We start from the raw sequence: 20,327 nt of genomic DNA, 5'->3' as shown, positions 1-20,327 counted from the left end.
ACCCATGCGGTGGCCGGTCCAGCACCCTCTACACGTGGAGTAAGAATTCCTGTGAACTCGACCAATCGCACCGTGGTCGTCACCGGTGTTGGTGCCACGACGCCGCTGGGTGGCGACGCCCCGTCGACCTGGGAGGCGCTGCTCGCCGGCCGGTCCGGTGTCAGCCTCCTGGAGCAGGACTGGGCAGCCGACCTGCCGGTCCGGATCGCCGCGTCCATCGCGGTCGACCCGGCCACCGTCATTCCCCGGCCGCAGGCCCGCAAGCTGGACCGCTCGGCGCAGTTCGCGCTGATCGCGGCCCGTGAGGCATGGGCGGACGCGGGCTTCACCGCCAAGGCGGGCACTGTGACATCAGCCGCTGGCGCGGCGGGCGCCTCGGTCGACCCCGACCGGCTGGGCGCGGTTGTCGCCTCCGGTATCGGCGGGGTCACCACCCTGCTCGACCAGTACGACGTGCTGCGGGAGAAGGGGGTCCGCAAGGTCTCCCCGCACACGGTGCCGATGCTGATGCCCAACGGCCCGGCGGCCAACGTGGGTCTGGAGGTCGGCGCCCGCGCCGGTGTCCATACCCCGGTCAGCGCCTGTGCGTCGGGGGCGGAGGCCATCGGCTACGCCATCGAGATGATCCGCACCGGCCGTGCCGATGTGGTCGTCGCGGGCGGCACCGAGGCGGCCATCCACCCGCTGCCCATCGCCGCGTTCGGCAACATGATGGCGATGTCCAAGAACAACGACGACCCGCAGGGCGCCTCCCGCCCCTACGACGTCGACCGCAACGGCTTCGTGCTCGGCGAGGGCGCCGGTGTGGTGGTCCTGGAGTCGGCCGAGCACGCCGCCCAGCGCGGCGCGCGGATCTACGCCGAGGCCGTCGGCCAGGGCATCTCCGCCGATGCCCACCACATCACCCAGCCGGAGCCGTCCGGCAACGGCATCGCACACGCCCTCCAGAACCTGCTGGACGCCACCGACCTCAAGCCCGCCGAGATCGCGCACATCAACGCGCACGCGACCTCGACCCCGCAGGGCGATGTCGCCGAGATCAAGGCGCTGCGCAAGGTGTTCGGCCAGGACGTGGACCACATGGCGCTGTCCGCCACCAAGTCCATGACGGGCCATCTGCTGGGCGGCGCGGGCGGTGTGGAGACGGTAGCCAGCGTGCTGGCGCTGCACCACCGGATCGCCCCGCCGACGATCAACATCGACAACCTCGACCCGGAGGCGGACGCGGATGTGGTGCGCGCCGAGCCGCGGGCGCTCCCGGCGGGCACCATCGCCGCGCTGAACGACTCGTTCGGCTTCGGCGGACACAACGTGGTGCTGGCCTTCCGCACCGTCTGACGGTCGCTCGGTTCATCTCACGGTGGCCCGCTTCCGGCTCCGGCCGGAAGCGGGCCTTCGGTGTGTGGGGCTCAGCCGTCGTCGAAGCTGGCGAAGTACGAGGCCGCCATGTCCTCGTCACCGTGGCCCTGGGCGATGGCGCGCCGGAACCGCTCGGCGCCCGCTGCGGCCACGTCCAGCCGTACCCCGGCCCGTTCCCCGGCCGCCACGATCAGCCGGGCGTCCTTCTCCGCGGTCCTGGTAGCGAAGCTGGGGGGTTCGAGGTCGCGCTCGAGCAGCTGACTCGTCTTGACCCGCAGATAGCCGTTGTCCAGCGGCCCGTCGGCGATGGCGTCCAAGAACCCCTGCGGATCCACGCCCAGCCCCTTGGCGAGGGCGAGCGCCTCGGCGGCGCCGTGGGTGACGTTGAGCACCCAGCTGTTGATCACCAGCTTCAGCCGGGTGGCCGCGGCCTCCTCCCCGTGCTCTCCGACCCAGACCGTACGGCTGCCGATCGCGTCGAAAACCGGCCGGACGACGGCGCGGACCGGCACCGGTCCCGAGGCGAGCACCAGCAGTTGTCCGCTCTCCGCGGGCTGTTTGGTGCCCAGCACCGGGGAGTCGATGAGGACGAGCTCCTTCTCGCGGGCGAAGGCCGCGAGGGCGTCGAGCCCGTCCAGTCCCGCGGTGGTGGCCTGGGCCCATACGGTGCCGGGGCGCAGCGCGTCCTGAGCCTGACGCATGGTCTCCAGGGCCGCCTGACCGTCGTACAGGATGGTGAGCACCACATCGGCGCCGGCCACGGCCTCGGCGGGGGTGTCGGTGACCCGCGCCCCGTCGGCGGCGAGCGGCTCGGCCTTGGCGCGGGTGCGGTTCCATACGCGGGTGTCGAGTCCGGACCGGGCGAGGTTACGGGCCATACCGGAGCCCATGATGCCGGTGCCGAGCACGGCGACGGAGCGGGCCGGGAGATTTTTGCTCATCACGCCACGCCAGGACGTGGCGGGCGCCCGGGGGCCAAGGGAGAGCGGCGCGTCCGGCGGAGAGCGTCACGCGGACGGCGGAGGCCCGGGGGCGCGAAGTGGTGCGTTCGGGAAGGTCAGACGACCTGGTGGAGCCAGCGGACGGGGGCGCCCTCACCCGCGTAACGGAAGGGCTCGAGCTCGTCGTCCCACGGCTTGCCGAGCAGCTTGGCGATCTCCGCTTCCAGTTCGCTCTCACCGCGCGCGGAGCGGGCGAGTGCGGCGCGCAGCCGGTCCTCGGGAATGAGGATGTCGCCGTGCATTCCGGTGACGGCGTGGAAGATGCCGAGGTCAGGAGTGGAGCTGTAGCGCTCGCCCTCGGCGGTGGCACAGGGTTCGGCCGTCACCTCGAAGCGCAGCAGATGCCAGCCGCGCAGCGCGGACGCCAGCTTGGAGGCCGTACCGACCTCGCCCTGCCAGGAGAATTCCGCGCGCCAGGTGCCCGGCGCGGCGGGCTGCTTGATCCAGTCGAGCGTGACACGCACGCCGAGGACGCCCGCGACGGCCCACTCGACATGCGGGCACAGCGCGCGCGGAGCGGAGTGCACATACAGAACTCCACGTGTCGTCACCGGGGCCTCCTGTGCGGTTCGAGGTGCGCCTTCCCCAGCGGCCTCATATCCGTACCGGTCGTGCCCGGGACACCACGCGACATTCTGCCCTAGTGATCACCTCCGCACCAGTCCCGACATTACCTGCAGTGAAATTTATCGGGCAGAATTCTCCAAAAAAGGGACAGGATGTGACGCGGCGTAAGGTATCCGTACCGCACAGCGCCCTTCGACACTGGCCGGAAGTGCATCTGCCACAAGAAAAAAGTACCGCGCAAGCCAGTCGGAGGAGTGACGTACCGTCGGTCCCGGTTAGATATCACCCATCAGTCGGAGGGGGAACAGCCATGCGGGCCAGCGCGACACGCCGGAAGCGGTCGACCACCGCGCCCATGACCGGGCGTACGGCCGTGCGTCCGACCGGACGGACCGCGGCGCGCGCCGGTGTTGCGCTGCTCACCACGGCCGCCGTACTCAGCGCCTCCGGCTGTTTCGGCAGCTCGGACAGCCCGTCCCGGCATGGCCCCTCCCGCGGCGGGAAGTCCCCGCACGCCAAACCCAAGATCGTCTGGAACACCAGCCCCGATTCCCTCGCCTCGCTGGGCGACTCCATCACCCGTGGCTTCGACGCCTGCTCCGTGCTCTCCGACTGCCCCGAGGTGTCCTGGTCCACCGGCAGTGATGTGAACAGCCTGGCCCAGCGGCTGCGCTCCGGCACCCGCAGCTGGAACTTCGCCAAGACCGGGGCGGTGATGGACGATCTGCCCGACCAGGTCACGGCGGCCGTGGCACGCAAACCGCAGCTGGTGACCGTGATGATCGGCGCCAATGACGCCTGCCGGGCCTCGGTGTCCGACATGACCTCGCCCGAGGAGTTCCGCACCACCTTCACCTCGGCCCTCACCAAGCTGCGGCGCGAGCTGCCGAAGACCCAGGTGTATGTGGCGAGCGTGCCCAATCTGAAGCGGCTGTGGTCGGAGGGGCGGAAGAACGTCCTGGGCAAGCAGATCTGGAAGCTGGGGATCTGCCCCTCGATGCTCAAGGACTCCGATGCCCTGGACGCGGCCTCGATGGACCGCCGGCGACAGGTGTCGAAGCGGGTGAACGCGTACAACCAGGTACTGAAGGACGTCTGCGGCCGGGATCCGCTGTGCCGTTATGACCCGGCCGTGCACAACTACCGCTTCAGCGTACGTGAGTTGAGCAAATGGGACTGGTTCCACCCCAGCAAGGCCGGTCAGCAGCAGCTGGCCGCGATGGCCTACCGCCGCATCTCGGCACGCTAAGCGCTCCGCACCTGCTACTACCGCCGCCGGACGGACAGGGCCGGGGCGCCCCCTCCACGCCCCGGCCCCAGGACGCCCGCGGGCTCGGGGCCCGCGTCAGCGGACCGGCACCGGGGCCGAGAGCCGGCGGTCGGCCACGCTGTGGGCCGCCTCCGCCGTATAGGTGCCGGTGATCAGGCGCCAGCCGCCGCGGGCCTCGTCCCACACCTCCGCCGCGCGCCGCGGCAGCGGAACGGCCACCTCGGCCGTCTCCCCCGCCGCGGCGGTGACCGACGCAAAACCCGCGAGACGGCGCACCGGCCGCTCCTCGCGGCCGTCCTCCCCCTCCGGCACCGCGAGGTAGATCTGCACCACCTCGCGCCCCGCCCGCGCGCCCACGTTGCGGACCCGTACCGTCACCGTGCCGAGCACATCGTCCGCACCGCCCGGCACGACATCGATCGCCTCGTACGCCCACTCGGTGTACCCGAGCCCATGGCCGAACCAGTACGCGGGGGCGGGGCCGGTGGCGCCATGCCGCCCCCAGGCGCGGTAGCCGATGAACACACCCTCGGCGTACGTCAGTTGGCCATCGGTCGGCGCCACCTCGCGCACCGGTGTGTCCGCCAGCCGCCGGGGCCAGGTCGTCGGCAGCCGGCCGCCCGGCTCCTCCGCGCCGAGCAGCACATCGGCGAGCGCGGCCCCGGCCTCCTGGCCCGGGAACCAGCTCAGCAGCACCGCCTCGACCTCGTCCTGCCAGTCCATCTCCACCGGGGAGCCCGCGTTGACCACCACCACGGTGGGTGTACCGGTGGCCGCCACCCGCCGTACGAGCTCGTCCTGACGGCCCGGCAGCCGCAGATCCCGGCGGTCGAACCCCTCGCTCTCGACGCTCTCGGTGGTCGCCACCACGACCACGGCGGTGTCGGCGGCGGTGGCGGCGGCCACGGCCTCCGCCAGCAGCTCATCGGCGTCGCGCTCCGGGGGCCGGTGGATCAGGCTGAAGCACACCGCCCGCCAGGGCGAGTCCTCGGGCCGTACCACCGCGCAGGTCAGACCGACCTCCACCGGTACGCCCGCGGTGAGCTCGACCCGGCCGCGGCGGATCGGCGCGCCGAGGAACTCCTCGAAGGGGTCGTCCACCTCGGCCGGACGCTCCTCCCCCTCGAAGAGCACCTGCCCGTCCACCACCAGCCGGAGCCCGCCGAGCCCCCGGGTGCCGAAGGAGTGCGGACCGGACTCGCGCGGGGTGAAGGTGCCCACGGTCTCGACGGTGTGCAGCTCCTCGTACGTCACCCCGTCGGGGAAGTCGTCGAGCCACTGCACCTGTCCGCTGGGCAGCCGCGACTCCCCCAGCACCCGCCCCGTGGCGTCCCTGACCACCGCGCGCAGCTCGAACCCCGCACCGGCCGGGGCGAGTTCATCGGTGGGATCGGCTCCGACGGCGTAGGTCAGCGGGACATCGGCGGGCAGAGCCGCGCGCAGCCCGTCCAGCGGCGAGACGATGTGCTCGGGGAAGACCAGCGCCGAGCCGCCGCCGAGCACCCGGGCGTCGCGCGCCGCCGCGCCGATGAGCGCGAGCGACCGCACCCCGGCGGGGCCCGCCGTCTCCAGCGGCAGCACCGGCTTCCCGCCGTCCGCCGTCTCGTTGCGCAGCAGGACGAACGACCGGCGGGCGATCTCCCGGGCGAGCGCGTCCCCGTCGACCGGACCGGGCCGGTCGGCCGGGGCCACGGCCGGCGCCGCACCGTCCAGGGCGCCGACCCGGGCGGCCAGCGTCAGCACCCGGCGCACCGCGTCGTCGACGTCGGACTCCGGCACCCGCCCCTCGCGTACGGCGGCGGCCAGCGCCTCGCCGTAGATGGTCCGCGGACCGGGCATCGCCACATCGAGGCCGCCGGCCAGCGCCCGTACGGTGTCGCGGGCGGCCATCCAGTCGGACACGATGAAACCGTCGAAACCCCACTCACCGCGCAGCACACCGCGCTGCAACGCGCGGTGTTCGGTCATGGTGGCGCCGTTGACCCCGTTGTAGGCGGCCATCACGCCCCAGGGACGGGCGTTCTTCACGATGGCCTCGAAGGGCGCGAGATACAGCTCGCGCAGCGCCCGCGCGTCCACCCGGTTGTCGACGGTGAAGCGCTCGGTCTCCGCGTCGTTGGCCACGAAGTGCTTGACGGTGGTGGCCACTCCGCCGTCCTGGACACCCGCCACATAGCCGGTGCCCATCTCGCCGGTGAGATACGGGTCCTCGCTGTAGGTCTCGAAGTGGCGTCCGCCCAGCGGTGAGCGGTGCAGATTCACGGTGGGCGCGAGCAGGACATGAACCCCCTTGCGGCGCGCCTCCTGGGCCAGCAGCTGTCCCGCGCGCCGGGCCAGCGCCGGATCCCAGGTGGCGGCGAGCGCGGTGGGGCTGGGCAGGGCCACGGACGGGTCATCGGCGGTCCAGCGCACACCGCGGACACCGATCGGGCCGTCCGACATCACCACGGAGCGGAGCCCGATGTGCGGGACGGCGGGCAGGGACCACGTGTCCTGTCCGGAGAGCAGGCGCGCCTTGGTGTCGAGGTCGAGCCTGTCGAGGGCTTTCTCCACGGCTCTGCGGGTGTTGTCGTCGGCGGTGATGACGTCTGCCACGGCTCGGCCTCTCTCATCGCGTTCATGGACCGCACGCCATCCTGAACCCGATTCCCTGTAGTCCGGTAGGTTCCGTTATCATGTCGTTATGCGGTGTGGCATACGGTGAGGACATGGACAGGCTGACGGAGCGCGGCAGCGGAACCAGCCGCGGCGAGGAGCGGCGTGCGGAGATCGTCCGCGCCGCTCTCGAGGTGATCGCCGAGCGCGGCTACCGGGGGGCCGCGCTGGCCACGGTGGCCGAGCGGGTGGGGCTGACCCAGCAGGGTCTGCTGCACTACTTCCCCACCAAGGAATCCCTGCTCATCGCGGTCCTCGAGGAACGGGACCAGTGGGACACCGGCGCGGCGCGGCGCGACGGCGGCGCGTGGCCGCTGGAACTGCTCACCTCGCTGGTGGAGTACAACGCGATGCGGCCCGGCATCGTCCAGACGTTCTCCGCACTCCTCGGTGAGAGCGTCACCGAGGACCACCCGGCCCGTTCGTACTTCACCCGGCGCTACGACCGGGTGCGCGCCGATATGGCGGACACCCTGCGCGGGGAGTTCGGCGACCGGCTGCCGGGCGGGCAGACACCGGAGGAGGTGGCGCCGCTGCTGGTGGCGGTGATGGACGGGTTGCAGTTCCAGTGGCTGCACGACCCGGAGGCGGTGGACATGCCCGCGCTCTTCCGGACGTTCGTCTCGCTGCTGGCGGCGCGGGGGGCCGAGGGAGCGAGCTGAGATGGGGCGGCCCCGTGCGGGGCCGCCCCACTCCGCGCGTGGGTCAGCTCGCGGGGCTGACGAGCGTGATCTCTCGCTCGGTGTCCGCCGTGGTCCGTGGCATCGGCACGAAGTCACCGCGGGCGCCGAACTTCACCAACTGGGCGTCGGCGTAGGCCGGTCCGCGCAGATAGCGCCCGCCGCCGTTGCCGTCGATGACCCAGCGGTGCCGCTGCCCGTCGCAGATCGCCGATGCCGCGCCGATGGTGTGCCGCTGCGCGCCCTGCGTCACCGTGACGAGGATGTGGGCGCGCGGGCTGTCCGTCTCGTCGTACCCACACCGGTAGGTGCCGTACACCGTGACGGTGCCGCCTCGGGTGACATACCCGGTGCGGTCGACGGTCAGGCTGTCGACCCAAGGCACGGGCAGCGCGGTTCGGTCCAGCCGGGGGGCGAGGTCGGACTGCCCGGTGGGGAGTTCGGGGGTGGTGGTGCCGGACGACGTGGCGTAGGCGGCCGGTGCCGCGATGAGCAGGACGGCGACGGCGCCGACGATGCGATGACGGTTGCGCATGGGCGGATTCCCTCTGTGTGCGGGGAGCGGATTCCTGTACAGCTACCGGCCCCGCGGGCCGGGCCGGGGGAACCTCACCCGCCGGGCGGCGTGTCCGCCGCCGCCCAAAGGGTGGCCCCACGGCGGCGGGTTGACCCATGGCGCGGTGGCCGCCCGAATCAATCGATGAAGCGCACATCCGGGTGGCGGGGCGAGGGACCGTCGAACAACCGCTGGTGACGGCCGCGCAGATGCTGCTCGAAGAACGCCGTGAGATACGCCCGTCGGCTCGCGGTGAACCGCCGGGCGTCAACCCGGCCGATCATGTGGGTCGATAGCCCTTCCGGCAGGGTGACGTGTGCGGCCAGACCGGGCAGCAGTGTCTGGTAGTCGGTGAAGGAGTTGTGCTCGGCGGCCTCGGTCCACAGATCGCGTTTCCAGCCGGTGGAGTTGCGCCACATGGCCCGCCAGGACGGGGAGTGGCGGTGGGTGTGCGGACGGCGGTCGTCCGACGTTGTCAACCATGCGCCCATCTGGAGAAACGGCCGGTCCAAGCCGGTGCGGGCGACCGGCAGCAGTTGGTCGGGGTCGGCCCAGTCGTAGCCGAGCGGCCCGTCGAGATTCACCCCGGCCCGGATCCGGCGGTCGAGCCGCATCGCCTCGGCCGTCGCCATTCCACCGAGCGAATGCCCGAACATGCCGATGCGGGACGGATCGAGGGCGGTGGCGAGACCGCGCGGAAGGGTGCGGGGCCGTCCAAGGCTCCGGGGGGCCCGGCCGCGCGCGACCGCCTCCACCTGGTCCAGAACGAAGCGGATGTCGGCGACGCGGACATCGAGCGCGGCCTTGTTGCGCTGTGCGGTCGGCTCGATGGCGCCGAGGCCGGGCGCCGGCTCGACCACCCGGCCGCCGGGGAACTCCACGGCATGCGCCTCGTAGGTGGGGTCGACGGTGATCACGATGTAGCCGTGGCCGGCGAGTTCGGTGACGGCGGACGTGTCGAGGGTGCGTTCGTTGTACATCCCCGGGGAGTAGAGCACGACCGGCCTGCGGGTCCGGCCGGGCGCCACGTGGGCGCCGGTGCGGGCGTGGGTGGTGAACCCCGCCCAGTCGATGTCCCCCGGCTCCAGCTTGAGTATCTTCGCCGCGCCCGCCCCGAACGCGGCGGCGGCACGGGGCCGCATATACGGCGCGGCCGGTGCGCCACTTCCCTTGGCCGCCGGGTACCACACGCCGACCATCAGCTCACGGAACCGCTCCCCCGCCCCGGTCCAGCGCGGCTCGCGCCGTGCCCGGTCCACGAGGTGCAGTTCGGTGACGCCGACGGGGTGGGGCCCGGTGGGCCGAGCCAGTTCAAGCCGTACGGGCTCTTTCGCTCGCGCTCCGGTCCGCTCCCCCGTCGTCTTCCTCTCCTCGCTCTCGGTCCCGGAGGCGAGGGCGACGGAAGTGAGGGTGATGGTGGCGCCGGTGGCGGCGATTCCGCCGAGGAGTTGACGTCGTGACATTCGCATGCCCCGACCCTCTCGGAGGGCCGGGGCATGGGAACACTGCCGAAAGTCAGCCTTGCGACATGACCTTGTGCTGGTCCTACATCTGCTGGCCCTGCATCTGCTGGTCCTGCATTGCCTGGCCCTGCGTTGTCTGGCCCTGCTGGTTCGGGTCCTGCATCTGCTGGCCCTGCTGGTTCGGGTCCTGCCAGCGGTGGTCTTGCCGGTGCTGGTTGTGCCGGTGCTCGTCTTGCCGGTGCTCGTCTTGCCGGTGCTGGTCTTGCCGGTGCTCGTCTTGCCGGTGCTGGTCTCGCCGGTGCTCGTCTCGCCGGTGCTCGTCTTGGTGAGTCGGCGTGGTGCGGATGATCACGTTGGAGCACTTGGAGCCGATGTTTTCGTCCCCGCCACCGCCAAGGATCTCCAGATCGGGCCCGGTTGAGGTATTGCAGTGGTTCTCCTGGACCGTCCCGCCCAAGGCGGAGGCGAGCAGGGCGTCGTTCGATGGCCACGACTGCGCCTGGGCCACGCTGACTCCGCCGAAGGCCACAGCGCAGAACGTGGAAGCGCTCACGGCCATCGCTCGCATTACTCGTCTCATCGGGCCACCCTTCTAGTCTGTTCAACGAATGTCTGCGGGCAGCCTTGCGGGCGGCGGATTCGAGTGATGGAAGCGACACGGTCGCTTAGACCGTTCAGACGTGTGGGGACGGCGGTTGAAGCCATTCGGCGGGTTCTCCACGGCTTCCCGATCGACCTGATGATCACATCGCTGTCGCAGAAACCATCCATGAGGCCCTGTTGACGCCCTGTCACCGTCGTGCGAGAACCGGACGGTGACCGCTCTCCTCCCCCCGGTCGCCCTTCCGCACCCGATAGGAGAACAGATTCCTCATGAGACCAACTCGCGCCCGCCTGACCCTCTTTGGAGCCGCCTTGCTCGCCGCCGCGCCGCTGGTGTTCGCCGGGCCGGCGGTGGCCGAGCCACGTGGTGGGGGTGGTGGGCCGACGGTTGAGGAGCGGCGGCTCGAGCTGGAGGCGCCGCGGGAGATTCTGCGGCGCAGTGGATTCGACACGGTGGCTCCGGACTTCGCGCGATCGCTGGAGGGGGCGCGGTCCGTCGCGGAAGCGGAGACCGTGGTGGCGCGGGACGGGGCGCGGTTGTGGCGGCGGGCCGTGGAGCGGGTGCAGGGACGTGGGCCCGCGGGCGGGGACCTCAGCCGGGACGACGATCGGCCGCTGTACTGGGCGCGGTTGGGGATGACCCGGGCGCTGGGCGAGTGGCGGCCCGGATTCCCGCTGCCCGACGAACGTCGTGCCGCACTGCTCACCACGCTGGAGCGCAGCTCGCGCGGTGAGGACTCCATCGATCTGCCCGCGGGTCCACGGATCAGGCGGATCGTGGTCACCGGCTTCGATCCGTTCCAGCTGGACGCGGATCCTCGCCGGTCCAACCCCTCGGGAGCGGCGGCACTCGCGCTGGACGGGACCACGATCCGTACGGAGCGGGGCCCGGCCAGGATCGAGACCGCCGTGTTCCCCGTGCGCTGGGCGGACTTCGCGGACGGGACGGTCGAGCGGACCCTGCTGCCGTCGTTCCGGTCCGGACCGCGGCGGGCCGATGGGTTCATGACCGTGAGCCAGGGCCGGATCGGCCGGTTCGATGTGGAACGCACCAACGGCGCCTGGCGGGGCGGCTATCCCGACAACGCCACGGTGTCGGAGACCGGGACCGTGCCCATCCCCTCCGGAGTGCCGACCCCCGCACCGCAGCCGCAGTGGACGACCACCACGCTTCCGTACGGACGGATCGTGGCGGCGGACACCGGGCCGTTCCCGGTGTACGACCACACCGAGGTCACCGAGATCCCGGCGGGCGGCAGCGGTCCGGTGGTACGCCCGGACGGGCCGACACCCGGTTCGGCGGCCCGCGCGGGAGGTGGCGGGGACTATCTGTCCAACGAGATCGCCTACCGCGCCACGCTGCTGCGCGACGCGGTCGGGCTGAAGGCGCCCGGTGGCCATCTGCACACGCCCGTCCTCCAGTTCGGCCCCGGAAACACCGACCCGGCGACGGGCGAGGTGACCGATCCGGAGTTCATACGCAATCGCCTCACCATCACGGAACAGGTGCGCGATGTGCTGACTGTGGCAGCGGGCTGAGAAAAGGGGGCGGTGGCGGGTCGCCCGCCACCGCCCCCGGTGCTCCCGCCACTATCGCGTCATGCGTCGCTCAGCGCGTCGGCCGGATGGCCCGAGCCCGAGTTCCCGTCGTCCGGCCCGTCCTCGCCCGTCAGATCGCGTACCAGCAGGGTGGCGCCCGCGACCGCGCCCGGCATCAGGAACACGGCCACCAGGGGCAGCAGGAACAACAGGGCGAGCGGCACACCGAAACCGAAGGTGAGCAGACGGCGGCCGCGCAGCATCCGCCGCCGCTCCTTCAGCAGCACACCGCGGCGCAGCAGCGCGATCGACGTCAGCTCCTCGGTGAGAAAGAAGCCGGTCACGCAGAACGCGAGCGCGGGGATCACGGTCTGGCCGATCACCGGGACAAAGCCCAGCGCGAAGAACAGCACACTCCACAGCGTCACGCGGACGACCAGCGCGATCGCCTCGCGCAGCCCGATCCACAGCTCGCGCCACAGCGGCAGCCCGGACTCGGGGGCGGTGCCGTCCTCGGAGCGGTCGACCGCTTCGGACAGCGACTCGTAGAAGGGCTGGCCGACCAGCAGGGTCACCGCGGTGAAGGTGATGATCGCCAGGAACATGCAGGCGGCGGCGAAGAGGATCGTGAGGGTTCCGCGGAAGACACCGAGCCACGGCGAGGACCAGTCGTCGGCGAACGGGGTGGCCCAGGCGATGACGTCGTCGGTCCAGAAGAAGAGCGCGACGAGCGCCGCCGCGTATCCGACGAGGGTGATGAGGGCGGGCAGCATCCCTATCCCCCACCATCGCCCGTGCCGGGCCACCCAGCGCTGCCCCTTCATCAGGTAACCGAAACCGGTCGCAAGATCACGCATAGGCGAAGCCTACTGGGCCTGAGTGGCGCGAAAACGTCGCCCGGGTGGCTTGCCCGGGCCTACGGCGTCAGCCGCGCCACACTCCCCGTCTCCAGCGCCGCCCACACCGTGCCGTCCGCGGTCACCGCGATGCCGTGCGGTTCCGAGGAGGGTGTGGGCAGCGGGTGTTCGCGGATCTCACCGGTGGTGTCGATATGGCCGATACGTCCGGTGCCCCACTCGGTGAACCAGCAGCCTCCGGCCGGATCGGCGGCGATGGCATGCGGTTTGGCGGTGCGGTCCGGCAGCGGGAACTCCTGGATCCGCCCGTCCGGTGTGATCCGCCCGATCCGGCCCGCGAGGAGTTCCACGAACCACAGCGCGCCGTCGCCACCGAGGGTCATCCCCACCGGCCCGGCGCCCGGTGTGGGCAGCGGGTACACGGTGGTGTCACCGTCGAAGCCGAGACGGCCGATGGCGTTGCCCTGGTTGAGGGTGCACCACAGCGCCTCGTCCGGGCCCGCCACGACGGCCGACGGGAATCCGCCCGCCACCGGCAGCCGGAATTCGGTGACCTCGCCTTCGGTGGTGATCCGGGCGATGGCGTCGCGGTTCATCAGGGTGCACCACAGGGCGCCGTCGGGGCCCGCGGTGATGCCGTACGGACCGCTGTCCGGGGCGGGCAGCGGAAACGACGTGAGCGCGCCGTCCGGTCCGATACGGCCGATCCGGCCGTCGCGGGACCGGGTGAACCACAAAGCCCCGTCCGGGCCGGTGGTGATGACCATCGGCCCGCACTCCCCCGAGTCCAGTGGCCAGACGGTGGTTTCGTCCGCCACCTCCTCCGTGGCGCGCAACCTGGCGATCTCGCCGGAGTGCACCAGGGTGAGCCACAGCGCACCGTCCGGTCCCGCCGTGATGCCGTACGGCCCGGCCCCCGGGCGGCCGATGGCGAACTCCCGGATCGCCGGCTGGTCGCGGTCCGACATGGGGTACCTCCTGCGAGAAACGGGCCGTGAACGAATCCGAGCACACCTTCATGCAGGGGACCGGGGCGCGCAATGTCTTTTCGGAACCGTGCGCGGTGTCGCTCACGTCCGTGGAAACGTACGCACGGCACAGCGCCAACCGCGCGGAGTGCCACCGCACATGAGCACAGGACACCGCCCCGGGCGCCCCGGGGATCTGCCGCACCCCGAGGTGCTCTGGGCTGCCGGAACCGCACGGGTGATATGGACGCCCGGCCCGGTGGTGTGGACGCCCGGTCCGGAACACCGTAGTCACACGGCCGTCACACCCCCGGTCACCGCTCCCGCACCACGCTCACGGCCAGACCCGAGCAGTCGTGGCCACCGGACGGATCGGGCTGGTAGACCCAGTACAGGACGGCGAGTTGCACCAGGAGCAGCAGCGGTACGCAGCACACGGCCGCCGTGGACGTCCACCGCCGCCACCCCGCCACCGGAAGGCCCCCGTGTCCCCGCGCGGAGCGGTGCAGCGCGAACAGCAGGACCGCCGCGGCCACCGCGCACACGGGCGCGGCCCAGGCGGTCAGATACATCCGGGTGGACGGCCCCAGGTACCGGCAGTGCTGGAAGGTGTCGCCGCTGAAGGCGGCATGGGCGGCCAGCAACCCCGCCGAGGCCACCACGAGGAGCGGTACGAATGGGGCCAGGCGCCGCCACACGACGGGAGCGGGCGAAGGAGGCGGCGGGGTCGGTTCCGTGGGGGCGGCGGGGTCGCGGTCGTGCGTATGGCTGGACATCGGTACCCGTCTGGATCGGAGCGGACCCCGGCATCGTACGGCCCGCGTACACACGGCCGTTCCCCGGCCGGACGAGCCGGACGGGGAACGGTGAGCCGGTGCGATCGGCTCGGTTCCGCGCGGAGGAATCCGTCATACGCGGACGTGCTCAGACGTAGAGGTAGCCGCCGAGCACGGTGGCGGATCCGCCGGGGGTCGTGACAACGACGGTGGCGGGGCCTGCCGTACCCGCGGGGGTGACACCGGTCAGCGCCGCGCCGCCCGCGACGACCGTGACACCGGTCGCGGCCACCCCGTTGAAGGTGACCGAGGCACCGGTGAGGTTGGCGCCGATGATGGTGAACGGGGTACCGCCCGCCGCCGGTCCGCTGACCGGGTTGATGAGGAAGGCGAGCGGAGGCAGCGGCGCCAGATAGGTGTAGGCGGCCGGAGCGCTGGCACCCGACGGGTTGGTGGCGACGACCTGCACCGCGCCCGCCGCGTGGGCAGGGGCGGTGACGACGAGCACGGTCCCGAAGAGGGGCTGCGCGATGATGGGGGCCGCGACGCCGCCGAAGGTCACCGAGGTGACGGTGTCCAGATTCGATCCGATGAGCACGACGGGGTTGCCGCCGCCGATCGGCCCGGAGGACGGGATGACGAGGAGGATCGTCGGCACACCGACCGCGAGCGCGACGTCCTGGTTCGACACGGGTGAGGACATGAGGTGTCTCCTCATTGAGTTACAGGGAGGTGGACACCGCGGTCCCTCGGGGGCGCCCTCACCGTCAGCAGGGCGTCGACACTGCCCGACCGGTCCGCACGCTATGAGCGGAGAAATCCGCAGGCCGCGCTCCCCGGGAGGGATGGGCGGCCCACCGTTTGGTTGTTTTCAGTACCTCATTCGCGTGGTTGCGCTACAAGGGAGTTGACGCCAGTTCACTCGGATGGTGCAGCGCGTCGGCGTACGCCGGTAGCCCCGGGGAACACCCCGGGGCCACCGTGTGCGCCGATCCGCTCCGGGCCGCCGCCCGCCGTCGAAAGGTCAGTCCTCGAAGGCGACGATCATCTTGCCGATGTTTTCGCCGCGGAGCATGCCGAGGAATGCGTCCACCGCGTTCTCCACGCCCTTCACGACGGTCTCGCGGTAGTGCAGCTTGCTCTCGCGGATCCAGGTGCCGACCTCCTCGAAGAACTGCTCCTGGAGGTCCTGGTGGTCGTACACCAGCATGCCCTGCATCCGCAGCCGCTTGCCGATGATCAGCCCGAGGTTGCGCGGGGCGGCGGGCGGCTCGGTGGCGTTGTACTGGGCGATCATGCCGCAGACGGTGATCCGGCCGTGCAGGTTGAGGCGTTCGATGGCCGCCTCGAGGTGCTCACCGCCGACGTTGTCGAAGTAGACGTCGATCCCGTTGGGCGCGGCCTCCTTCAACTGCTCGGCGACCGGGTCCTTCTTGTAGTTGAACGCGGCGTCGAAGCCGTACTCGTCGACCAGCAGCCGCACCTTCTCGTCCGTGCCCGCGCTGCCGATCACCCGGGAGGCACCCTTGAGCTTGGCGATCTGGCCGACCTCGCTGCCGACCGCGCCGGCGGCGCCCGAGACGAAGACCGCGTCGCCCTCCTTGAAGGACGCCACCTCCAGCAGACCCGCGTACGCGGTGAGACCGGTCATGCCGAGCACACCGAGGTAGGCGGGGAGCGGGGCGACCTCCGGGTCGACCTTGACCGCGCTCTTGCCCTCCACCACCGCGTACTCGCGCCAGCCGCCGAAGTGCAGGACGTAGTCACCGGGCGCGATGCCGTCCACGTCGGAGACGAGGACCTTGCCGACCGCACCGCCGTCCATCGGCTGGTCCAGCTGGAACGGCGGCACATACGACTTCACATCGTTCATCCGGGCGCGCATGTACGGGTCCACCGACATGTAGAGGTTGCGGACCAGGAGCTGACCCGGGCCGGGCTCGGAGACGGGAGCCTCGCGCAGGGCGAAGTCCTCCTGCTTCGGCCAGCCCTCCGGGCGGGCGACGAGATGCCATTCGCGGCCGGTGGCGGGGATGACGGACATGAGGGGGAGCCTCCCTGGGGACGCGGCAATACTTCAGCAGATGAAACAATCATGCTCCTAGATATTTCATGTTGTCAAGCAAATGGGTACCCTGGTGCCATGGCATCCCGCATCGACCCACTGACCCTCGAGGTCGTCGAGCTCATCGGCACCGTCGTGGCCCGCTACCACGAGGAGTACGAGGAGGCGGCGGCCAAGCACGCGCTGACCGGCGCGCAGGCCCGTTTGCTGGGGCTGCTGTCCCGGGGGCCCACGCCGATGCGGCGGATAGCCCAGCAGCTGAAGTGCGAGCCGTCGAACGTCACGGGGATCGTGGACCGGCTGGAGTCCCGGGGGCTCGTCGAGCGCCGTCTCGACCCGGCCGACCGCCGGGTCAAGCTGGCCGCGGCCACCGAGGCGGGCAAGGAGACCGCCGAGCGGCTGCGCGGCTCGCTCGACTTCGCGCGCGAGCCGCTGGCCGGACTCTCGGCCGACGAGCGCACGGTCCTGCGGGACCTGTTGCGGCGGATGCTCGGCATCGAGACCTGAGGCCGCCCCCGGACCGGCCTGGCCCGGCCCGGCGGAGTGCCGCTAGGTGCACCACCACAGGAAGCGGTCACACGTCTCGGACGGCTTCGGCGTCGGGATCGGCCCGGACGTCTCCGGCGTGGTCGGGCGCGGCTTCGACGGCGGGGACGACGGGCGGGAGGGAGCGGGGCCACCGGTGGCCGGGGCGGAGGGGCCCGGATCGTCGGACGTCTGCCGGTCGGGGCCGGGCGACGTGGCGTCCTTCGCCCTCTGCTCGCCCTTGACCTTCTCCTGGTCGCCGTCCTCGGCGTCCTTGTCCGGCCGGCCGCTCCCGGTGGACGGGTCCGCGCTCGGCCCGCCGCTGTGCCGCGCCACGGGCTCGGCGGACTCCGTCACCCCGCCGCTGGGATCGGCCACCGGCTTCTCGCGGGTGGGCGCCGGGGCCGCCTCGCGGAAGTACCCCTCGGTGGCCAGCTCCGCCACGAACAGCGCGGCCAGGACCGGGCCCAGCACCGCCGCCGTGACCACCACCCGGCGGGCGCGCCCCGATCGGGCCCGGTGCACACGGCTGCCGCCGGCCGACCCACGGGACTTGGGCTTACGGCGGCTTGTGCCGGATGCGCGGCTCGTGTCGGGGGCGTGGCCGGTGTCGGACCTCTGCGACCTGTGCGACTTCTGCGCCCTGCGCCGTTCCGCACGGGACACCGTCGCGCCGGAGGAATCACCGGTCCCCGCCGCTCCCGCTTCCGCCGCCGGCGCTGTCGCCGCCGTGGGCAGCTCGAGCTCCTCAACGGGCTTCCCGCACCCGGGGCAGGAGAGGGCGCCGTTGAGGTGGCGTCGGCAGGGAGGGCAGTAATCCATGACGCCGGGCAGGTTATGTGAGCACTGAACAACGCGGGTAGCGGAACGTGTGAGGATCCTGTGCAGGGAGCCGCCGGAACCGCCGCGTCGGTCCCGGTCTGTCGTGGTTTTCGGTCCCGGTCTGCGACGAAAGCCCCTGGTCCTCCCGGGTTTCAGCCTACGAAGGCAGGTTGTGCCACTCCTCGGCACGCACCCGGGACGACCAGCGCCGAGCCCGTAAGCGGAACCGCGGAAGGGGCGACTCCGACCCGGGCGGAGATGACCTGCCTCGGCATCCACACACAGCCCGTCCGGGAAGCCCGCGCGATCCGGCGGTGAAACCTGGCCGCGGGAATCGTTGCGTCAGGATGGGGGCATGGCTTCCGCGTCCTCGTTCCCCGGGTCCGAACCGTTCCCCACCCCCTTCCCCTTCGTCCTCGTCCTGCTGCGGCGGATGGCCGACTTCCAGCCCGGACTGGTCGAGGACGCACTGCGGGAGCTGGGCTTCGGGCGCGCCGTGATGCGTGAGGCCAACCGCCGCTGGCAGGCGATGCAGCGGTCACCGCGGCGACGGCCGGCCGCCGCCCGCTACCGCTCGGTGCTCGGACCGCCCGAGACCACCGCCAAGCGCCGGATCGGCGATCTGACCTGCGATGCGCTGAGCTGGCCGGTACCCCTGTGGCCGGATCTGCGGTTCGAGGTGCTCACCGCGCCCGGCGGGGCGGTGTGGAACGAGTGGCTGGTGCGCGACCCGGGCGCGGCGGCGCCGACGCCGCGTACGGCCGCCGATCTGGTCCCGTGGTCCTGCACGGTGGACGAGGTGGCGCGCGCCTTCGCGCCCGCGCGGCCCATGGAGGGCTCGGCGCCCACCCGTTGGCGGCTCGCCTTCGACGCCCCCGGCCCGGAGAAAGGTGAACTCCGCCCGTATGTAGCGGAGTTCACCTGGGGTCTGCTCCAGCGCGTGGAGCCGGTGGAGCAGACGGAGAACGTCAGGCCAGCTTCGCCGACAGGGTGATCTCCGTACCGGTGAGCGCCTGGCTCACCGGGCAGTTCTTCTTGGCGTCCTCGGCGGCGGCGACGAACGCCGCCTCGTCCAGACCCTCGACCGTGCCCTCCACGGTGAGGTGGATCCCCGTGATCCCGGTGCCGGGCTGGAAGGTGACGTCAGCCTGCGTGGTCAGCTGCGTCGGCGGGGTCCCGGCCTGCGTCAGGCCGTGCGACAGCGCCATCGAGAAGCAGCTGGAGTGCGCGGCGGCGATCAGCTCCTCGGGGCTGGTCTTGCCGTTCGCCTGCTCGGCGCGGGACGGCCAGGACACCGGCTGCTCGCCGATCCCCGACGAGTCGAAGGTGACGGCTCCCTTGCCGTCGGCCAGATTGCCGTTCCAGACGGTGTGCGCGGTGCGCGTCGTAGCCATGCTCGCTCTTCCCTGCTTCCTTCGGGTGACGTCGTCAGGTGACGTACAACGGGACGGTCGGTCCGATCATCCGGCCGTGACCGCACCGCTACCGGTTGCGACCCGCCCGGAGTTCGGCACCGAGCCTACGTTCCAAGCGACAACGGCCGGGCGGCCGTGCTCGGTTCCCAGTCGGCTGATGGTCGCGGTGTCGAGGCGGAACAGCGCACCGGCCGCCGGTGGCAGGCCCAGCCGGCGGGCGGTGAGCACCCGCAGCACATGGCCGTGTGCCACCAGCACCACATCACCGCCGCTGTCGCCCGGTGCGGTGGCGCCCGCATCCAGTTCGGGCGCGACCCGGGCCAGCACCCGGTCGACCCGGGCGCCGATCTGCTCGGGGGACTCCCCGGGGTGCTCGGTGTCGCCCGGTGCCACCCCGTCGGTCCACAGATTCCAGTCGGGGCGGGTGCGGTGGATCTCGGCGGTGGTGATGCCCTCGTAGCCGCCGTAATCCCATTCGTGCAGCTCGGGCTCGGTCCGTGCGCCGTCAAGACCGGCGAGCCGCGCGGTGTGCGCGGCCCGCCCCAGTGGGCTCACCAGAACGAGCCCGATCTTCCGCTCGGCGAGCAGCGGGCGCAGCGCACGGGCCTGTTCCTCGCCGCGCGCCGTCAGGGGCTGCTCGGTCCAGCTGGTGTGCTTCCCCGACCGGCTCCACTCGGTTTCGCCGTGCCGGATCAGCACCAGTTCACCCATGGCCGTCGGATGCCTTCGCTTCGCCGGAACCCTCCTCGTTCTTCGTGGCGTTCTCGGCGGCGGCGATGTCGGCACGGACCTTGTCCATGTCGAGGGCGCGGGCCTGGCCGATGACATCCTCCAGCGCCTCTTCGGGAAGGGCGCCCGGCTGGGCGAAGACCGCGATGTTCTCGCGCACGATCATCAGCGTGGGGATCGACTGGATGTCGAAGGCGGCGGCCAGCTCGGGCTGTGCCTCGGTGTCGACCTTGGTGAAGGTCACGTCCTGGTGACGCTCCGCTGACCTCTCGTACACGGGGGCGAACATCCGGCACGGTCCGCACCACGAGGCCCAGAAGTCGATCAGTACGAAGTCGCTTCCCGAGACGATCTCGTCGAAGTTGTCCTTCGTGAGTTCAACGGTGCTCGTGCTCATGCCTGAGTTCCCGCTTCCGTACGTCGGCAGATGCCACGACGGTAACCCCTCTCCCCCATCCGGTATTCCTCGGGGCCGTC

At 71.5% G+C, this 20,327-nt stretch carries 21 protein-coding genes; 7 read left to right on the top strand and 14 right to left on the bottom strand.

Annotated elements, in window-relative coordinates; translation table 11 throughout:
* Positions 1-51: 51 nt before the first annotated feature.
* A complete protein-coding gene (gene fabF, locus JK363_RS25965) occupies positions 52-1,338 on the top strand; it encodes a beta-ketoacyl-ACP synthase II (RefSeq protein WP_201877746.1) in 1,287 nt (428 codons plus the stop codon).
* A gap of 71 nt (positions 1,339-1,409) precedes the next feature.
* On the opposite strand, the gene JK363_RS25960 is transcribed toward fabF, so the two are convergent.
* Together JK363_RS25960 and JK363_RS25955 are read right to left on the bottom strand one after the other, a co-directional pair.
* Entirely contained in the window at positions 1,410-2,303 is an 894-nt protein-coding gene (locus tag JK363_RS25960) for an NAD(P)-dependent oxidoreductase (RefSeq protein ID WP_372444847.1), read from the bottom strand.
* Between the two features lie 113 nt (positions 2,304-2,416).
* A complete protein-coding gene (locus tag JK363_RS25955) occupies positions 2,417-2,911 on the bottom strand; it encodes a DUF3145 domain-containing protein (protein WP_201877744.1) in 495 nt (164 codons plus the stop codon).
* Between the two features lie 371 nt (positions 2,912-3,282).
* Here JK363_RS25955 and JK363_RS25950 point away from each other — a divergent pair, with 371 nt between their 5' ends.
* Complete coding sequence (locus tag JK363_RS25950; protein ID WP_236076111.1) at positions 3,283-4,176, top strand: SGNH/GDSL hydrolase family protein; 894 nt, start codon at positions 3,283-3,285, stop codon at positions 4,174-4,176.
* 96 nt (positions 4,177-4,272) lie between these two features.
* Here JK363_RS25950 and JK363_RS25945 read toward each other — a convergent pair whose 3' ends face one another.
* Complete coding sequence (locus JK363_RS25945) at positions 4,273-6,792, bottom strand: glycoside hydrolase family 3 protein (protein ID WP_201877742.1); 2,520 nt, start codon at positions 6,790-6,792, stop codon at positions 4,273-4,275.
* A 113-nt stretch (positions 6,793-6,905) separates the two neighbouring features.
* On the opposite strand from JK363_RS25945, the gene JK363_RS25940 reads away from it, so the two are divergent.
* A complete protein-coding gene (locus tag JK363_RS25940; RefSeq protein ID WP_201877741.1) occupies positions 6,906-7,514 on the top strand; it encodes a TetR/AcrR family transcriptional regulator in 609 nt (202 codons plus the stop codon).
* A gap of 43 nt (positions 7,515-7,557) precedes the next feature.
* Here the strand turns inward: JK363_RS25940 and JK363_RS25935 are convergent, their stop codons facing one another.
* Both JK363_RS25935 and JK363_RS25930 read right to left on the bottom strand, forming a co-directional pair.
* Entirely contained in the window at positions 7,558-8,067 is a 510-nt protein-coding gene (locus JK363_RS25935) for a DUF6299 family protein (protein ID WP_201877740.1), read from the bottom strand.
* A gap of 158 nt (positions 8,068-8,225) precedes the next feature.
* The gene (locus tag JK363_RS25930) at positions 8,226-9,557 is read right to left on the bottom strand and encodes an alpha/beta hydrolase family protein (protein ID WP_236076110.1); all 1,332 of its coding nucleotides are present in this window, start codon (positions 9,555-9,557) and stop codon (positions 8,226-8,228) included.
* Positions 9,558-9,668: 111 nt separating this feature from the next.
* Between JK363_RS25930 and JK363_RS44740 the strand changes: the two genes are divergently transcribed.
* Positions 9,669-9,899 (top strand): pentapeptide repeat-containing protein, encoded by a 231-nt coding sequence (locus JK363_RS44740; protein WP_372444846.1) that lies wholly within the window; start codon positions 9,669-9,671, stop codon positions 9,897-9,899.
* 525 nt (positions 9,900-10,424) lie between these two features.
* Positions 10,425-11,693 carry a PA0049 family protein gene (locus JK363_RS25920; protein WP_201877738.1) on the top strand — a complete coding sequence of 423 codons (1,269 nt, stop codon included), beginning with the start codon at positions 10,425-10,427 and terminating at the stop codon, positions 11,691-11,693.
* A 59-nt stretch (positions 11,694-11,752) separates the two neighbouring features.
* On the opposite strand, the gene JK363_RS25915 is transcribed toward JK363_RS25920, so the two are convergent.
* From JK363_RS25915 to JK363_RS25895, 5 genes are all read right to left on the bottom strand, one after another.
* A complete protein-coding gene (locus JK363_RS25915; RefSeq protein ID WP_201877737.1) occupies positions 11,753-12,550 on the bottom strand; it encodes an EI24 domain-containing protein in 798 nt (265 codons plus the stop codon).
* 59 nt (positions 12,551-12,609) lie between these two features.
* The gene (locus JK363_RS25910; RefSeq protein ID WP_201877736.1) at positions 12,610-13,518 is read right to left on the bottom strand and encodes a Vgb family protein; all 909 of its coding nucleotides are present in this window, start codon (positions 13,516-13,518) and stop codon (positions 12,610-12,612) included.
* A gap of 314 nt (positions 13,519-13,832) precedes the next feature.
* A complete protein-coding gene (locus tag JK363_RS25905) occupies positions 13,833-14,294 on the bottom strand; it encodes a hypothetical protein (protein WP_201877735.1) in 462 nt (153 codons plus the stop codon).
* A gap of 148 nt (positions 14,295-14,442) precedes the next feature.
* Complete coding sequence (locus JK363_RS25900; protein ID WP_201877734.1) at positions 14,443-14,997, bottom strand: IPT/TIG domain-containing protein; 555 nt, start codon at positions 14,995-14,997, stop codon at positions 14,443-14,445.
* A gap of 321 nt (positions 14,998-15,318) precedes the next feature.
* On the bottom strand, positions 15,319-16,338 hold the full coding sequence (locus tag JK363_RS25895; protein WP_201877733.1) for an NADP-dependent oxidoreductase: 1,020 nt from the start codon (positions 16,336-16,338) through the stop codon (positions 15,319-15,321).
* Between the two features lie 99 nt (positions 16,339-16,437).
* Between JK363_RS25895 and JK363_RS25890 the strand changes: the two genes are divergently transcribed.
* The gene (locus tag JK363_RS25890; protein WP_201877732.1) at positions 16,438-16,866 is read left to right on the top strand and encodes a MarR family winged helix-turn-helix transcriptional regulator; all 429 of its coding nucleotides are present in this window, start codon (positions 16,438-16,440) and stop codon (positions 16,864-16,866) included.
* A gap of 42 nt (positions 16,867-16,908) precedes the next feature.
* On the opposite strand, the gene JK363_RS45040 is transcribed toward JK363_RS25890, so the two are convergent.
* Entirely contained in the window at positions 16,909-17,706 is a 798-nt protein-coding gene (locus tag JK363_RS45040) for an SCO2400 family protein (RefSeq protein ID WP_443726307.1), read from the bottom strand.
* Between the two features lie 355 nt (positions 17,707-18,061).
* Between JK363_RS45040 and JK363_RS25880 the strand changes: the two genes are divergently transcribed.
* Positions 18,062-18,700, top strand: a complete 639-nt coding sequence (locus JK363_RS25880; protein ID WP_201877730.1) for a hypothetical protein — start codon at positions 18,062-18,064, stop codon at positions 18,698-18,700.
* Here JK363_RS25880 and JK363_RS25875 read toward each other — a convergent pair.
* From JK363_RS25875 to trxA, 3 genes are all read right to left on the bottom strand, one after another.
* Positions 18,675-19,100, bottom strand: a complete 426-nt coding sequence (locus JK363_RS25875; RefSeq protein WP_201877729.1) for an OsmC family peroxiredoxin — start codon at positions 19,098-19,100, stop codon at positions 18,675-18,677. The genes JK363_RS25880 and JK363_RS25875 overlap by 26 nt on opposite strands.
* Before the next feature lie 66 nt (positions 19,101-19,166).
* Positions 19,167-19,832 (bottom strand): histidine phosphatase family protein, encoded by a 666-nt coding sequence (locus JK363_RS25870; protein ID WP_201877728.1) that lies wholly within the window; start codon positions 19,830-19,832, stop codon positions 19,167-19,169.
* Positions 19,825-20,247 carry a thioredoxin gene (gene trxA / locus JK363_RS25865; RefSeq protein WP_201877726.1) on the bottom strand — a complete coding sequence of 141 codons (423 nt, stop codon included), beginning with the start codon at positions 20,245-20,247 and terminating at the stop codon, positions 19,825-19,827. The genes JK363_RS25870 and trxA overlap by 8 nt, the downstream gene beginning before the upstream one ends.
* Positions 20,248-20,327: the final 80 nt, after the last annotated feature.

The organism is Streptomyces coffeae, assembly GCF_016741875.1.
In the GTDB taxonomy this organism is placed as follows: domain Bacteria; phylum Actinomycetota; class Actinomycetes; order Streptomycetales; family Streptomycetaceae; genus Streptomyces; species Streptomyces coffeae.
This window is presented reverse-complemented; position numbering and strand designations above follow the sequence as displayed.

Bases quoted from the DNA above. Each gene is read 5' to 3' on its own strand.
- JK363_RS25950 (WP_236076111.1), top strand. From the start codon at position 3,283: ATGACCGGGCGTACGGCCGTGCGTCCGACCGGACGGACCGCGGCGCGC.
- JK363_RS25940 (WP_201877741.1), top strand. From the start codon at position 6,906: ATGGACAGGCTGACGGAGCGCGGCAGCGGAACCAGCCGCGGCGAGGAG.
- JK363_RS25935 (WP_201877740.1), bottom strand. From the start codon at position 8,067: ATGCGCAACCGTCATCGCATCGTCGGCGCCGTCGCCGTCCTGCTCATC.
- JK363_RS25930 (WP_236076110.1), bottom strand. From the start codon at position 9,557: ATGCGAATGTCACGACGTCAACTCCTCGGCGGAATCGCCGCCACCGGC.
- JK363_RS25920 (WP_201877738.1), top strand. From the start codon at position 10,425: ATGAGACCAACTCGCGCCCGCCTGACCCTCTTTGGAGCCGCCTTGCTC.
- JK363_RS25915 (WP_201877737.1), bottom strand. From the start codon at position 12,550: ATGCGTGATCTTGCGACCGGTTTCGGTTACCTGATGAAGGGGCAGCGC.
- JK363_RS25910 (WP_201877736.1), bottom strand. From the start codon at position 13,518: ATGTCGGACCGCGACCAGCCGGCGATCCGGGAGTTCGCCATCGGCCGC.
- JK363_RS25905 (WP_201877735.1), bottom strand. From the start codon at position 14,294: ATGTCCAGCCATACGCACGACCGCGACCCCGCCGCCCCCACGGAACCG.
- JK363_RS25900 (WP_201877734.1), bottom strand. From the start codon at position 14,997: ATGTCCTCACCCGTGTCGAACCAGGACGTCGCGCTCGCGGTCGGTGTG.
- JK363_RS25895 (WP_201877733.1), bottom strand. From the start codon at position 16,338: ATGTCCGTCATCCCCGCCACCGGCCGCGAATGGCATCTCGTCGCCCGC.
- JK363_RS25890 (WP_201877732.1), top strand. From the start codon at position 16,438: ATGGCATCCCGCATCGACCCACTGACCCTCGAGGTCGTCGAGCTCATC.
- JK363_RS45040 (WP_443726307.1), bottom strand. From the start codon at position 17,706: ATGGATTACTGCCCTCCCTGCCGACGCCACCTCAACGGCGCCCTCTCC.
- JK363_RS25880 (WP_201877730.1), top strand. From the start codon at position 18,062: ATGGCTTCCGCGTCCTCGTTCCCCGGGTCCGAACCGTTCCCCACCCCC.
- JK363_RS25875 (WP_201877729.1), bottom strand. From the start codon at position 19,100: ATGGCTACGACGCGCACCGCGCACACCGTCTGGAACGGCAATCTGGCC.
- JK363_RS25870 (WP_201877728.1), bottom strand. From the start codon at position 19,832: ATGGGTGAACTGGTGCTGATCCGGCACGGCGAAACCGAGTGGAGCCGG.
- trxA (WP_201877726.1), bottom strand. From the start codon at position 20,247: ATGAGCACGAGCACCGTTGAACTCACGAAGGACAACTTCGACGAGATC.